The sequence below is a fragment of the Psychrobacter sp. 1Y11 genome, assembly GCF_052259045.1.
In the GTDB taxonomy this organism is placed as follows: Bacteria; Pseudomonadota; Gammaproteobacteria; order Pseudomonadales; family Moraxellaceae; genus Psychrobacter.
In genome coordinates this window covers 1-14,206 of sequence record NZ_JBQQER010000002.1, presented here as the reverse complement: position 1 = coordinate 14,206, position 14,206 = coordinate 1, and the positions used below count along the sequence as shown (strand labels likewise).

Below are 14,206 nucleotides of genomic sequence, written 5' to 3'. Positions count from 1 at the left end.
TTAACGGTATTGTTGTTTTATGACCGCTTGCAATGCTAGTTTGTCAAAGATTTGCCTATCGCTTATGATACCTTAGCTCTAAGAGACAGCTCCAACAGCATAAACAAAAACAAAATCAGAAGCGCTCTCAAACTCGCCTAACAGGATTTTAGCAATGACTCAGAATTTCATCGTTATTGGCAACCCCATTAGCCATAGCAAGTCCCCTCAGATTCATCAGACCTTTGCCGCTCAATCCGAGATCGATATTCTCTATCAGCGCCAGTATTGTCCAGATAATGAGGCTAGCTTTATCGCGGTAGTAGAAGCTTTTTTTAATGGCGGCGGCGGCGGCGCTAATGTCACCGTACCTTTTAAACAAATCGCTTTTACTCACTGTCAGGAGCAAGGAAACTTATCTGAACACGCCCGCGTGGCAGGTGCAGTCAATACCTTATTGATAAGAGGCGATGCAGTTTATGGTGACAATACCGATGGTCAAGGCTTAGTCAATCACATCATAAGCTTAGGATGGCCATTGAAAAAAGCGCGCGTGGCTATTATTGGGGCAGGCGGTGCAGCGCGCGGGGTGGTACTACCTCTCATTCAAGCCGGTATCGCGTCCTTAACGATTGCCAATCGTACTTTAAGCAAAGCGCAGACACTAGTCACTGAGCTTAGCGCGGCGAGCCAAACGATTGAGAAGCAGGCTATTGAGACTTGTACGACGGCGGAGCTAACTGGCGAGTTTGACTTGATTATCAATGCCACTTCTATCGGTCTGACGGAACATACCCTACCGATAGCCGATAGTCTTAACACTCACTATGCTTACGATATGATGTACGGGCGCGCCCTGCCCTTTTTAGCGCACTTTGCGCAGCGAGGCGCGCAAGTGTCTGACGGTTACGGCATGCTTATCAATCAAGCAGCGCTAAGCTTTGAGTGCTGGACCGGAAAGGCTGTAGATATCGCGGCAGCAACAAAAGACTTGCCATCGCTATAAAGCGCTTTAGAGCAACAGACAATCTTAGACACCAAAACGCGCTAATAGCCAGCGCTCCAAGCGACTTAGAGATACACGCAGCTTTGCAGATTGCATCGCCATACCGCCCATCAGGCCAATAAGACACCCTAGCGCGGTATCTAGCATTCGTGCTCGAATGACTTCTTGATAAAGCTGCTGCGAAGGTGATAGACCACTGCCGTATTCGGCGATAAATACAGTTAATGGCGTGATAAATATCACCGCGAGGCCATAATGGCGATCGACTAAGGACTCAATACAAAGCATCAGCACAAAAATAGCAGCAGCGACTTGCCATAATGTCAGATGCCAAGACAGCATCCATGCCGCTACCCCCATACCTATAAGCGTGCCTAGCAGACGATGGAACTGCTTAATCCACATTGTACGTAGATGAATGCCTTGAATAATAATAAAGCAGCTCACCGCTGCCCAATACGGATAGGGCATCGCAAGCACTAAAGCGAGGGACAAAGATAGACTAACAAATCCAGCCACCATGATACTTTCACTGATTGTCTCCGGCTGATAGCTTTGGGCTGGCAGGTTAGTATGCTCGCGTGTCGCTAATAACCACAGCGAGTACAGCAACGCCATGATGAGAGCAAAACCGCTACCAAGCATCACGAGGCCAGTCGCTGCGACAATTTGTGTCAAAGGCACTGGGATAAATAAGGCAATAGCGGTAGACATCATCACAAACAGTCCTGCCGGCGGTGGCTGGTTGTAATAGCGCCCAAATATCACAATAGCAAAAGCCACTAACGCAAATACAGGAATCTTCATAAAAGGGAGCTGCTGAGCTATAAGCCCTAACGCGAAACATAACGACATCGCAAAGCCCCAAGCCATCACCGTCACCATACGCTGAGGCAGACTTCCTATAAAGGGTAAGTTAAGAATAATCATCGCCCCAAGCGAAGCTTTTATCCCTGCAGATAGAGCGTCAAAATAAGCGCCAACAAATACCGGAAAGCTAATCGCAATAGCAGCGATAATGGGCATATGCCAAGGCCGCCGGCTTTGATTGACGGTCATTAAATGTTCAATCTCACCGCTAATCAAACGCTTGATAGTCGCCAATAGTCGCTGAAAAAAGCGATAGTGAACGTTGCGACTGTGCTTTATTGACATATATAAAACCCTAAATTACTCTATACCTTTTGCATGATTTCATGACTCTAATGCTGCAAGAACTGTGTTATATGTTACTTGCTTGCTCTAAGCCTTTATTTTTCATTGCTATCTATTCAACTCAGCCTCAGCAATAACTAAAAGTAATATTAAAATTTGTGAAACATGAATATTAGTTATGAATGGTATATTTGTGGCCGCAGACTCTTTATACTGGGCTTATCATAATTGTCATAGCAATACCCCTTTATAGTCAATTATAGTCAAGATACGAAAAACTATCTTATTCCTATATTAGCCTGACTTATAAACTCTAAAGCCAAATAGCCGATAAAGATCTAACGGTCTACTATCGTCTGTTGTCCCAACTTACCAAAGAGAGCCCCTATGTTAACTTACAAAGCCCCTTTACGTGATATTAAGTTTTTGATAAATGATGTTTTTGATTTTCAGTCACATTACAAGACCCTAGACAATGGCGAAAATGCTGATCCTGAAACGGTCGATATGATCTTGCAAGGAATGGCTGATTTTGCCGAAAACATCTTATCTCCTATCTATCAGCCTGCTGACGAAGAAGGTTGTCATTTTGAAGATGGTGTCGTCACTACGCCTAAAGGCTTTAAAGAAGCTTACAATCAGTTTGTAGAAGGCGGCTGGCAAGGTATTTCATATCCTGAAGAATATGGCGGTATGAATCTGCCGATGTCGATCAACTTGATCAAAGCAGAAATCATCGGTACTGCCAATTGGCCGTGGTCTATGTACCCAGGCCTATCGACCGGCTGTATCAACACCATCATGCAGTATGGTACGGATGAGCAGAAACAAACCTATATGCATAAGCTCGTCGAAGGCACTTGGTCAGGTACTATGTGCTTAACTGAGCCGCAGTGTGGTACCGATCTAGGACAAGTTAAGTCGAAAGCTATTCCGCAAGAAGACGGTACCTATAAGATTAGTGGTACTAAGATTTTCATCTCGAGTGGTGAGCACGACTTGACGGACAATATCGTCCATATCGTTCTTGCACGCCTACCGGATGCACCTGAAGGCACTCGCGGTATCTCACTATTTATCGTGCCAAAATTCTTACCCAATAGCGATGGCGAAGCTGGCGAGCGCAATGGTGTCACTTGTGGCTCTATCGAGCACAAAATGGGAATTAGCTCATCAGCGACTTGTGTCCTAAATTTCGACGGCGCAACTGGCTATCTCATCGGTGAGCCGAACAAAGGCCTAAAAGCCATGTTCACCTTTATGAATACCGCTCGTATCGGTACTGGTATCGAAGGCTTAGCGCATACTGAGCTGTCTTTCCAAAACGCGCTACCGTATGCCAAAGAGCGCCGCTCAATGCGTACCTTATCAGGGACGAAAGATCCTGAAAAAGTCGCGGATGCCATTATCCATCACGCTGACGTACGCCGTATGCTACTTACCCAAAAAGCTTTTGCTGAAGGAGGTCGCTCGATGATCTATCACTCAGCTCGCTATGCCGACAAGATGTCGCAAGGCGTTGCTAATGGTGATGATGCCGAGTTTGAAAAGTGGGATGATAAATTAGGCTTTTACACGCCTATCCTCAAAGGCTTCTTAACTGAGCTGGGTATCGAAGCGGCGAAGCACGGTCAGCAGGTTTACGGCGGCCACGGATATATCAAAGAATGGGGCATGGAGCTTATCGCTCGTGACGCGCGTATCGCCACTATGTACGAAGGCACCACCGGCGTCCAGGCTCTAGATTTATTAGGCCGTAAAGTTATCTTACAGTCGAAAGGTAAGATCATCCGCGACTATACCTCAAGCATTATGAAATGGTGCAGCGAGCATGCCCTTGATAAAGACATGCGTAAATTCGTTTGGGCTTTGACTAAACTATGTGCTGAGTGGAACACCCTAACTGTACGCTTGATGCTGATGGCGCGTAAAGATCGTGAAATCATCTCAGCGGCTTCAGAAGATTTCTTGATGTACTCAGGCTATGTAATGATGGGCTACCACTGGGCACGTATGGCAGCTGTCGCTTATGACAAGCTAGAAAATGGCGGTGTAGAAGCCCCAGAATTCTATCAAGCGAAGATCCAAACGGCTGAATTCTATTTCGATAAGCTTCTGCCTCGCACCTCAGGCCACGCCGAAGGTATGGTCGCGCCAAGCGAGAGCATGACCGCGATGGATATCGAAAACTTTGCGTTTTTAGACTAAAATTTAGAGTATTATAGTTAAAAACCAATTAATAAAATGAAATCAATAAAAAGCGTCTATTCATTAGGCGCTTTTTTTATGGGCAAAAATAAGAGTATTATTAATTACTAATTATGAGCTAAAGCTAAATGCCCTAAGAATCAAACCGGAGCTACCGATGATAATGCAAAAAACTATCCTTTCCACATTAGCCAAGCACTCACCTATGACTAGTGTCAGCACTTTATTACTCATTGCTACTAGCTATAACGCGGTTGCTCATACTCATACTCATACTCCTGCTACTCCTATCACCTTTGCCCAAGGCAAAATCAGCGCTACTGTTAGTGGTGAATTAAGCCCTAAGCAGAATGAGCATTGGTATCAGTTTGAGGCTAGGAGCTCTCAATATGCCATTATCAACCTCTCAGCACTTGCCGGTAGTGCTGAGACCGCTAACGTTGGCGTGCTGCATATGCCAAACGGTGAGCAAGACGGCAATAAAGGCGGTATTATTTACCAAGGTTGCTTGCCGACGAACGGCACTTATCGCTTACGCATAGCGCGTAATCTGATGGCGACTCAAGGACAGACAGCAGGTTATAACGCTGACATTATCGTACTTCCAAAATACGCTAGTGCGTCTCTATGTGAGTAGCTGATGCTTTGTCTAGACTAGTCGCTCATGATTTGTTTATGATATACAGCGCTGATCTCTTCCACTTCTACGCATATCTGCAGCGCCGCGCGTCCTGATTGGTCACTTGCGACTTCACTATTTATAGCCGTCACTAATAGCTCAGCGAGCTGATTACGTACTATGGTATCGCGTCCGCTCATCAGCTTAAGATGCGCATAAATAAAGCCATACTCTTGCTCATCATCTTCGACCCCGACTAAAAAAGTATCTATAGGTAAGATGCGCGCCTTAATATCAGTGGGCTTGCCGAAATGTCCGCTGTGCCACAGCGCTTGGTTTAGTACTTTTAGCAGCGTCTCAGGGCGGTCGATACTGACATTAGGCGTGGCTTGAATAGTGAGATGCGGCATAGAATTTTTCCTTATGAGATTTTTACATTTATAGAAGGTGAGTACAGTCACTCATCAATAATATCAGCAAACTGAGCCTTTAGGGTTGCCGCAAGCTCGCTAGCCGGTAGCTCAATCTCTAGCCCGCGACGTCCAGCGCTAACATAAATAGTTGAGTGTTGCTGCGCGCTGCTATCGATCACCGTCGCTAGGCGCTTTTTTTGTCCTAAAGGACTGACCCCGCCGAGCACATAACCGCTGCTACGCTGCACTTCTTGCGGCTCAGCCATCTGTACCTTTTTGCAAGATAAGGTTTTATTAATACATAGCGCTTTAGCCATTTTTTTAAAATTTAAAGTGTTTTCCACGGGCAGTATCGCGACCGCTAATTGGCCATTATCAGCCTTTACTACTAAGGTTTTAAATACTCGCTCAGCCGTAACGCCCAACTTCTCAGCGGCTTCTAGGCCATAAGAGCTTGCACTAGCGTCATGCGTATATTCATATATTTTGTAAGTGAGTTTGAGTTTTTTGGCAAGGTTAATAGCGGGAGTCATAAGCAGCTGCTCCAAAGATTAGGTAAAGAATAAAGCACTGAAAAGCTATTTATCTTAACCAATTTTTGTACTGATTAACATAGCCTGACATAGGCGCTTAGATGCAAGACAAGCTAATAATATTAGCTCTAAGTAATGATTTAATACTAAGATAGATACTGAGGTCATATATCGCTTTATGTACTTTTGTGGCATCATAAGCGTATTACATTTTGCAGATATGATTTTAATTATGATACCCCGTTTCCTAAAAAAACGCTTTTCTAGATCGTCGAGCGCTAAGACTTCCGATAACTCAGCAGCTTCTGAAGCGCATCACCAAAATACTCAAGAGGCCAATAAAAATATCGATGTCTATGATGACAACGATAAACTGGCGAACACCTCTTATAGCAAAACACCCATTAGCCAGATCTACCGCAAACTATCAGGAAAAGCGCTGGGCATAACGGTCAAACCTAAACTGCTAGGCGAGCTCCCCAAACTTGCCAATGATGAGCAGACCCTGACTTTTTATGTGCTACAAGATTACTCTCGTTCCAACAGTATTCTTATCGATTTGCAGACCCAAGAGCATCAGCTGCCACCGGCTCTAGTCGGGGTAAAAGATTTAGCTCATGACCTCGATGAAAACGCTGCTATTATCTTTTTGAACCATCCAAAAGCGACCGACGATCAGCTCTCACCGCGTCTAGCGCGTTTGGTTGCCGCCACGTTGCAGCACCCTGACCTCAACATCAGATTAGTACCGGTATCGATTCTGTGGGGACGTGCGCCTGAAAAGGAAGATTCTTTATTTAAGCTATTAATGACCGATAACTGGGAAGATCCTAGTATCACCAAGCAGCTGTTTAATATTGGGGTCATGGGCCGCGACACCTTTGTACAGTTTCATACTCCGCAGAACTTACGTACTATCGTTTATAACCATTTAAACGATGACTTAGAGGGAGCGGATGACTCTAAGCCTAGTCACCAACAGCAAGCGCCAAGCGACCCTATCTTGCTTAGCAGTTCAGAGATTGGCAGTTTAGTGACTAGTTCTTCAACGACAAACGCCAATACGGCTTTGGTTCCTATAGCCGATGCTAACCGGGAACTACTGCGTAACCTGCAATATCAGCTCGATCTCTATTTAGATAAGCAGCGCGCTAGCATGCTCGGGCCTGATCTCTCTGATAGACGTAATTTGGTCGATAAGCTGATTTACTCGCCCGCTATCAAGCATGCTATCGAAAAAGAAGCCAGTGACACAGGAGTCTCTGAGCACGAGGCGCGTGACGTCGCTCGCGGTTATGCTAATGAGATGGTCAATAACTACTCTTACTCGATTATTAGAGTGTTTGAGCGCTTTTTGACTTGGCTATGGACACAGCTTTATGACGGTGTGGAAGTGCATCATTTCGAGCGCGTACGAGAGCTGGCCACCGATCACGAAATCATCTATGTGCCCTGTCATCGCAGTCACGTTGATTATTTATTATTGTCTTATGTTATCTATAAGCGCGGTTTGAGTATTCCTTATGTGGCGGCGGGTGATAACTTAGATGTACCGGTATTGGGACCTTTATTACGCGGCGCGGTAGCTTTCTATATCCGTCGTAGCTTCCGTGGTAATGCTTTGTACACAGCGGTACTACGCGAGTACATGCATACCTTAATCAGTCGTAGTACCCCTATTGAGTACTTCATTGAAGGCGGGCGTTCGCGCTCAGGTCGTCTGCTGCCGCCAAAGATGGGAATGCTTGCAATGACAGTGCATAGTCAACTGCGCAAAACCAACAAGCCAGTCGTGTTTATCCCCACTTATATTGGTTACGAGCGCATTATGGAAGGCGGCACTTATATCGGTGAGCTCAAAGGAAAGCCGAAAGAGTCAGAGTCGGTTGTTGGCTTATTAAAAGCCACCAAGAAGATCGAACGGATCTTTGGCAATGTGCATTTGAGCTTCGGTACGCCGCTACATTTGAGCGATTTTATGCAGAAGTTTGAAGTTGCAGCAGATAGCTTACCGAAAGACCGGACAGATACGCCTCTTGATAAAAAAACCAATGCTATGGTCGATAATATCGGCGTCAAGATCATGCAGCATATCAATAAAGCAGCGGTCGTTAATCCCATTTCCTTATTATCATTAGTGCTTTTATCAGCGCCAAAAGCCGCGCTTGATGAAGTCATCTGCCGCGAACAAATCGCCCTGTATCAAGGTATCGCTCGTTATCTGCCTTATGCTGATGATACGGTCGTGACTGATATGAATCCGCAAGACATCATCGATTATGGTATCAAGCTCAAGCTCATTGAGCGCATACCGCATATTTTAGGAGATATCATTCAAGTCGCGGGTAAACAAGCGGCGCTACTCAGTTACTTCCGCAATAACATCCTGCATGTTTTTATCTTGTTATCCTTCTTAGCTGCGCTCGTCGCTCGTAATGGCCGTATTGAGCGTAGCCGCTTAGATAATATCGTCTCGCAGCTGTATCCGTTTCTGCAAGGTGAGCTGTTTTTATATTATTCAGCGCAGAGCCTGCAAGCGGTCCTCAATCAAAAGATAGATAACTTGATTGAACATGGGCTAATCGTTGAGTTAGAAGATGGTGTGCTCAGTGCCCCTGAAACTAACAGTAGCCGCTATCAGCAACTGCAAGTGCTTGCGACTCCCGTGGAACAAAGCCTTGAGCGTTACTTTATGACGCTTGCGCTATTAGCGCAGCAAGGCTCAGGAAATCTAACGGAAAGCGAGGTAGTCGATCTGTGCCATCTATTGGGTCAGCGACTATCTGTGCTCTATGCCGACGATATTCCTGATTTCTTTGATCGCTCGCTATTTACAAGCTTCGTCAATGCCCTCATCCGTCTCGACTATGTACAAAAAGACGAAGAGACTGGCGTACTAAGCTTCGATCAGCGTATCAATAATATTGCTCATCATGCCAAGTACATTTTGACCCCGGATATGATGCAAATCTTGCAGCAAGTGGCCAGTCTCGATGAAAAAGAGATTACTCACGCTATTACAGAGATCAGTAATAAAAAACAGCGTAAGTTTGGCCGTAAGCGTTAATTACCTTACTATCTATAACGCTTCAAAAAAAAGACCGCTAATCAATTAGCGGTCTTTTTGTATACTAACATAAAGCGACTTTTTAGCTTAACTCGTGATTTTTTTGTACTTCATACGCTTGGGACCAGCATCATCGCCCATGGTCTTTTTGCGATAAGCCTCAAACTCAGTGTAGTTACCGTCGAACCAAATCGGACCTTCTTCTTCAAAGGCTAAAATATGGGTAGCGATACGGTCCAAGAACCAGCGATCATGCGAGACCACCATCACTGTACCTGGGAACACTTGAATAGCGTCTTCTAGCGCACGCAACGTCTCGATATCCAAGTCGTTAGAGGGCTCATCGAGTAATAATACGTTCGCGCCTTGCTTCAAGGTCTTCGCCAGCTGTAAGCGGTTACGCTCACCACCTGAGAGTTGACCGACGTGTTTTTGTTGGTCTGAACCTTTAAAGTTAAAGCGGCCGATGTAGGCGCGGCTTGGCGTGGTGTAGTCGCCAACGGTGATAATATCTAAACCATCAGATATCTCTTCCCAGACCGTTTTCTTATCATCGAGGTTATCACGTACCTGACCGACATAAGCGACTTTAACGCTTTCGCCAAGATCTACAGAGCCAGTATCAGGGGTGTCACGCTCAGTAATCATATTAAATAGCGTGGTTTTACCCGCCCCGTTCGGACCGATAATACCGACGATAGCCCCCGCTGGCACATTGAAGCTAAGGTCTTTATAAAGGAGACGATCGCCAAAAGATTTGGAGATATTATTTACTTCGATGACTTTATTGCCTAGACGCGGACCGGGCGGAATATAAATCTCTGAGGTCTCATTACGTTTTTGGAACTCTTGTGAGTTCAGTTCTTCAAAACGCTGCACCCGCGACTTAGACTTAGCCTGTTGGCCTTTTTGATTTTTACGAATCCACTCAAGCTCTTTTTTCAGCGCTTTAGCAAATGATTCTTCTTGCTTGTTTTGTTGCTCTAAGCGGATATTTTTTTGCTCAAGCCATTCAGTATAGTTACCTTCATACGGATAGCCATGGCCACGGTCCAGCTCCAAGATCCACTGCGCCACATTATCCAAGAAATAACGGTCATGGGTAATGGCGACGATAGTACCGCTATAGTTCTGCAGAAACTGCTCAAGCCAAGCGACTGATTCGGCGTCTAAATGGTTAGTAGGCTCATCAAGCAGTAGCATATCAGGACGTGATAACAATAGACGACACAAGGCTACACGGCGTTTTTCGCCGCCCGATAATTTGCTGACATCGGCATCCCAAGGTGGTAGACGTAGCGCATCAGCGGCTTTTTCTAGTTGCGGCTCTAGGTTGTGCGCGTCCCAAGTCTGGATAATATTTTCCATCTTGCCTTGCTCTTCAGCAAGCTTATCAAAATCGGCATCCGGCTCAGCATATTCGGCATAGATTTGATCTAAGCGCGCTAGCGCATCTAACGCTTCACGCATCCCATCTTCGACGTTGCCACGGACATCTTTGCTATCGTCCAGTTGTGGCTCCTGCGGTAAATAACCAATCTTAGTACCTGTCTGCGCGCGTGCTTCACCGCTGAACTCAGTATCCACGCCCGCCATAATACGCAGCAAAGTTGACTTACCGGCACCATTAATACCTAAAACACCAATTTTGGCACCCGGGAAAAAAGACAGATTGATATTTTTTAGAATTTCGCGCTTAGGCGGAACAAGTTTTGACACGTTGTTCATCGTGTAAATATATTGAGCCATTAACACTCCGATGGACTATATAAAAGAGGCGAACAAAAACATTTTTATCAAAAAACTGAATAAAAACAGCGTTTATGAGGCCTCGGAATAAAGAATATTAGTTATCACTCATTATCGCATTGAAGCGCACACCCTGCAAGCTGACAGCGTGCTTTGTAGTGTGTTTTGTACCTTAGTCGGCCTATAGAATACCGCTCAACATAAGTACGATAGTTGTTTTAACATTTGCTGTAACCATTCTTACTATAACTACAGTAAAGTTGCTAGTATGAAGGTTGCTAATGGCTTTATAATAAACATTACAACTAGGGCGCTATAGACAAGTAGGGCGACAACAACAAATAACTGAGGAATGTTTATGAGTAATCAACAAACAAAAAACAACCTACAGATCAGTCATGACGAACAAGCCAATCGTTTTGAGACCACTATTGATGGTCAAACGGGTTATATCAGCTACCAAGATCGAGGCAATGCCTTAGTCTACGATCACACTATCGTACCACAAGCTTTAGGCGGACGCGGCGTCGGCTCAGCATTAGTCAAACATGCCTTAGACTATGCGCGTGAGCATAATAAAAAAGTCGTGCCCCAGTGCTCCTTTGTAGACGCTTATATCAACAGACATCCTGAATACCAGGATTTAGTATAATCGGTCTTGCATAGGTTGTGTTGACGAATATTGCCAATGATTACTATCACCATAGGCACTATAGTATAGAGTACTATAGTGACCACTATAATAATAAAGGATATTGCTATGAGTAGTTTATCTGAAAAACAAGTCGACCTGCAGCTACAAGATTTACCAGGATGGCGGCGCGATGGGAATAGCATTGTAAAATCGTTCGAGTTTAATGATTTTGTAGAAGCGATTAGCTTTATGACTCAAGCGGCTTTTTATGCTGAAGCGCTGGAGCACTATCCTGAATGGCAGAATGTTTATAATATTGTTAGAGTACGCCTGACTACCGATGATACAGGTGGTATTAGTAGTTTAGATATCCGCTTAGCAAAACGTATGCAGCATATTGTGCAGCCCAAAAGACTTTAGAACTTGTTTATTAAACGTAAATAACAAGCATCAAAAAACGTCCTTTTAAAGGACGTTTTTCTTTTTAATCATTGCTTGTTTAATACTTATCTTAGTAACTACATTTTGCGACCAACAAAGGCCACGATAAATAAAATGACGGCGACCACTAAGAAAATGTATGCCAAGTTCGACGATAACCCTGCAACACCGCCGAAACCTAATAAACTAGCGATAAGTGCAATAACAGCGAAAATAATAGCCCAGCGAAACATATCCCTTCTCCTCGAATTAAAATTAAAGCTTTAATAAACTTGATTGCTGTCTAGTCACTTATGTGAACAGTAGCTTGCTTTTAGTAGTGCTTAAAGCGTAGTACTAAAGACCCAAAATGATTAAAGCTTTTAATTTATAAAGTATTTATTACATCATAAAAATAAAAATTATTATTAGTAGCCTTACTCTTCTTTACGAGATTTGGCTTACGAGAATAGATTAGCAATAATCTATAGTTACTTTAAACCCTAGCTACGTTGATTTTGGTAAATAACGCGCTGTATTGTGTATTCTGTGTAGCCAGAGCTTTAGTTTTGTAGCATTTTGACGAGGTTTCTTGGCATTATGCTTACTTGTATATATGGCTACAAAGCTTGCAAGTACAGGCAAAATAGAGAACTAAGTACAATACTATTGAATGACTGCGTAGGTGACTCGTTTAACGTTTGGCAAAAGCTTTAGACCTTTAAAATACAATGTGTAGCTATCACATGTAGTATCATCTATTACAGTTAAAACTGACACTACTCTATTTTTACTAAGAGTTTTACTAACTTAGCTTCATTATTATTTAGCATCATTCTTAGTATCGTTATTTTAATGAGTAAGACTAGATTTATCATCTAATATATAAGGAAATTGAACATGGCTAACTCTATAGAAAAACAAGCGACTGACGCAAAACAAGACGAACGTCCCTACGCTGTGGTCCTCTATGGTGCCACAAGCTTCGTAGGGCAAATTACTGCTAAGTATTTAGCAGAATTTTTAGCAGAGTCTAATGATGTCGACTGGGCCATCGCTGGACGCGACGAAGAAAAATTAAAAAAACTTCAATCTGAGATTATTGATTCGGACTCAGCCAAAAAGGTTGATATTATCATCGCTAATAGTAACGATGACGCGAGCCTCGATGCGATGACCAAGCAAGCTAAAGTGGTGATCTCAACCGTCGGTCCTTATCTTAAATACGGGGAGCCGTTAATCAAATCATGCACGAGTAACGGTACAGACTATGTCGATTTGACGGGCGAAGCTATCTTTATTAAAGATATGATGGACAAGTATCAAGACGCCGCGAGCAAGAGCGGAGCTCGTATTGTTAACTCTTGTGGTTTTGATTCCATTCCCTCAGATTTGGGAGTATATTTTACTCAGCAGCAGGCTGAAGAGAGATTTGATAACGCTTGTGAAGAGATTCATATGCGAGTCAAAGCAGCCAAGGGCGGGTTATCTGGCGGTACGGTTGCTTCTATGGCGACTATCTTTGAAGAGGTTGGTAAAGATAAGTCGCGCCGCAAGCAAGTCGCTAATCCTTATTTGCTCAACGATGACACGGATGCACCAGACGTGCGTCAAAAAAACGTCAGTAAGCCTGAATATGACAGTGAGCACGGCCGTTGGCTGGCTCCGTTCGTGATGGCTAGTATCAACACGCGTATCGTCCATCGTACCAATCAGCTCACAGATTATGAGTATGGCCGTGAGTTCAAATATGACGAAGCGATGTGGATGAAAGATGGCGTCAAAGGTCAACTCACCAGCTACGCTTTGAGTGCAGGATTACTCGGGTTTGCCACTACGATGATGTTCAAGCCTAGCCGCGAATTACTTGCTAAACATGTACTGCCAAAATCAGGCTCAGGTCCTTCTAAATCAGAGCAAGAGAATGGTTATTTCGATATTCGCTTCTTTGGTCATACCGCAAAAAATGACTCTATCAGTACCAAAGTTACTGGCGATAGAGATCCAGGTTATGGTAGTACTTCAAGAATGCTTGCACAATCCGCTTTGTGTTTGGCACAAGACATCTCGCATAAAGACGTTAAAGGTGGGTTTTGGACACCCGCATCAGCCATGGGTGATCAGCTCATAGCTCGTCTTGAAGAGCATTCTGGTCTTAGCTTTGAAGTCGTAGAATAGAAATAACCTATCAATAAATTATACTGAGCAGACAACTAATAATAGTCTGATATATGACTGGCGACCGCATTCTATTCATAAATAGGGTGCGGTCTTTTTTGTATTTGAGGCAGTACTAATAAATAAACGCAATTAAGCCATCTCTTACCACTTCTCTTCTATTACAGCTATAGTTAAGTCTTTATAAAATCGATACAGCCCATATCATGAAACAGTTTAGGTAAATTATTCTCCATCCACCCTTG

The 14,206-nt window shown here is 44.0% G+C and carries 12 protein-coding genes; 7 read left to right on the top strand and 5 right to left on the bottom strand.

Annotated elements, in window-relative coordinates; all coding sequences use genetic code 11:
* Positions 1 to 154 precede the first annotated feature (154 nt).
* Complete coding sequence (gene aroE, locus ACTXGJ_RS01640; protein ID WP_443564887.1) at positions 155 to 985, top strand: shikimate dehydrogenase; 831 nt, start codon at positions 155 to 157, stop codon at positions 983 to 985.
* Positions 986 to 1,009: 24 nt separating this feature from the next.
* Here aroE and ACTXGJ_RS01635 read toward each other — a convergent pair whose 3' ends face one another.
* On the bottom strand, positions 1,010 to 2,140 hold the full coding sequence (locus ACTXGJ_RS01635; RefSeq protein ID WP_443564886.1) for an FUSC family protein: 1,131 nt from the start codon (positions 2,138 to 2,140) through the stop codon (positions 1,010 to 1,012).
* A 387-nt stretch (positions 2,141 to 2,527) separates the two neighbouring features.
* On the opposite strand from ACTXGJ_RS01635, the gene ACTXGJ_RS01630 reads away from it, so the two are divergent.
* Positions 2,528 to 4,348, top strand: coding sequence for an acyl-CoA dehydrogenase C-terminal domain-containing protein (locus ACTXGJ_RS01630; RefSeq protein ID WP_443564885.1), 1,821 nt, complete (start codon positions 2,528 to 2,530; stop codon positions 4,346 to 4,348).
* 205 nt (positions 4,349 to 4,553) lie between these two features.
* Positions 4,554 to 4,985, top strand: a complete 432-nt coding sequence (locus tag ACTXGJ_RS01625) for a hypothetical protein (protein ID WP_443564884.1) — start codon at positions 4,554 to 4,556, stop codon at positions 4,983 to 4,985.
* Positions 4,986 to 5,002: 17 nt separating this feature from the next.
* Here the strand turns inward: ACTXGJ_RS01625 and ACTXGJ_RS01620 are convergent, their stop codons facing one another.
* Together ACTXGJ_RS01620 and ybaK are read right to left on the bottom strand one after the other, a co-directional pair.
* Positions 5,003 to 5,377 carry a 5-carboxymethyl-2-hydroxymuconate Delta-isomerase gene (locus tag ACTXGJ_RS01620; protein ID WP_439240451.1) on the bottom strand — a complete coding sequence of 125 codons (375 nt, stop codon included), beginning with the start codon at positions 5,375 to 5,377 and terminating at the stop codon, positions 5,003 to 5,005.
* A 47-nt stretch (positions 5,378 to 5,424) separates the two neighbouring features.
* On the bottom strand, positions 5,425 to 5,913 hold the full coding sequence (ybaK, locus tag ACTXGJ_RS01615) for a Cys-tRNA(Pro) deacylase (protein ID WP_443564882.1): 489 nt from the start codon (positions 5,911 to 5,913) through the stop codon (positions 5,425 to 5,427).
* Positions 5,914 to 6,145: 232 nt separating this feature from the next.
* Between ybaK and plsB the strand changes: the two genes are divergently transcribed.
* A complete protein-coding gene (gene plsB / locus ACTXGJ_RS01610) occupies positions 6,146 to 8,980 on the top strand; it encodes a glycerol-3-phosphate 1-O-acyltransferase PlsB (protein WP_443564881.1) in 2,835 nt (944 codons plus the stop codon).
* Positions 8,981 to 9,067: 87 nt separating this feature from the next.
* Here plsB and ettA read toward each other — a convergent pair whose 3' ends face one another.
* On the bottom strand, positions 9,068 to 10,729 hold the full coding sequence (gene ettA / locus ACTXGJ_RS01605) for an energy-dependent translational throttle protein EttA (protein WP_443564880.1): 1,662 nt from the start codon (positions 10,727 to 10,729) through the stop codon (positions 9,068 to 9,070).
* 358 nt (positions 10,730 to 11,087) lie between these two features.
* Between ettA and ACTXGJ_RS01600 the strand changes: the two genes are divergently transcribed.
* Both ACTXGJ_RS01600 and ACTXGJ_RS01595 read left to right on the top strand, forming a co-directional pair.
* A complete protein-coding gene (locus ACTXGJ_RS01600) occupies positions 11,088 to 11,381 on the top strand; it encodes a GNAT family N-acetyltransferase (protein WP_439240458.1) in 294 nt (97 codons plus the stop codon).
* Positions 11,382 to 11,489: 108 nt separating this feature from the next.
* Positions 11,490 to 11,783: a 4a-hydroxytetrahydrobiopterin dehydratase gene (locus tag ACTXGJ_RS01595; RefSeq protein WP_439240460.1), complete on the top strand. Its 294-nt coding sequence runs from the start codon at positions 11,490 to 11,492 to the stop codon at positions 11,781 to 11,783.
* A gap of 98 nt (positions 11,784 to 11,881) precedes the next feature.
* On the opposite strand, the gene ACTXGJ_RS01590 is transcribed toward ACTXGJ_RS01595, so the two are convergent.
* The gene (locus tag ACTXGJ_RS01590) at positions 11,882 to 12,037 is read right to left on the bottom strand and encodes a DUF1328 domain-containing protein (RefSeq protein ID WP_025646712.1); all 156 of its coding nucleotides are present in this window, start codon (positions 12,035 to 12,037) and stop codon (positions 11,882 to 11,884) included.
* Positions 12,038 to 12,683: 646 nt separating this feature from the next.
* On the opposite strand from ACTXGJ_RS01590, the gene ACTXGJ_RS01585 reads away from it, so the two are divergent.
* Positions 12,684 to 13,961 carry a saccharopine dehydrogenase family protein gene (locus ACTXGJ_RS01585; protein WP_439240462.1) on the top strand — a complete coding sequence of 426 codons (1,278 nt, stop codon included), beginning with the start codon at positions 12,684 to 12,686 and terminating at the stop codon, positions 13,959 to 13,961.
* The last annotated feature ends 245 nt before the right edge of the window (positions 13,962 to 14,206 follow it).

Coding starts and splice junctions, on each gene's coding strand:
- aroE (WP_443564887.1), top strand. CDS start 155: ATGACTCAGAATTTCATCGTTATTGGCAACCCCATTAGCCATAGCAAG.
- ACTXGJ_RS01635 (WP_443564886.1), bottom strand. CDS start 2,140: ATGTCAATAAAGCACAGTCGCAACGTTCACTATCGCTTTTTTCAGCGA.
- ACTXGJ_RS01630 (WP_443564885.1), top strand. CDS start 2,528: ATGTTAACTTACAAAGCCCCTTTACGTGATATTAAGTTTTTGATAAAT.
- ACTXGJ_RS01625 (WP_443564884.1), top strand. CDS start 4,554: ATGACTAGTGTCAGCACTTTATTACTCATTGCTACTAGCTATAACGCG.
- ACTXGJ_RS01620 (WP_439240451.1), bottom strand. CDS start 5,377: ATGCCGCATCTCACTATTCAAGCCACGCCTAATGTCAGTATCGACCGC.
- ybaK (WP_443564882.1), bottom strand. CDS start 5,913: ATGACTCCCGCTATTAACCTTGCCAAAAAACTCAAACTCACTTACAAA.
- plsB (WP_443564881.1), top strand. CDS start 6,146: ATGATACCCCGTTTCCTAAAAAAACGCTTTTCTAGATCGTCGAGCGCT.
- ettA (WP_443564880.1), bottom strand. CDS start 10,729: ATGGCTCAATATATTTACACGATGAACAACGTGTCAAAACTTGTTCCG.
- ACTXGJ_RS01600 (WP_439240458.1), top strand. CDS start 11,088: ATGAGTAATCAACAAACAAAAAACAACCTACAGATCAGTCATGACGAA.
- ACTXGJ_RS01595 (WP_439240460.1), top strand. CDS start 11,490: ATGAGTAGTTTATCTGAAAAACAAGTCGACCTGCAGCTACAAGATTTA.
- ACTXGJ_RS01590 (WP_025646712.1), bottom strand. CDS start 12,037: ATGTTTCGCTGGGCTATTATTTTCGCTGTTATTGCACTTATCGCTAGT.
- ACTXGJ_RS01585 (WP_439240462.1), top strand. CDS start 12,684: ATGGCTAACTCTATAGAAAAACAAGCGACTGACGCAAAACAAGACGAA.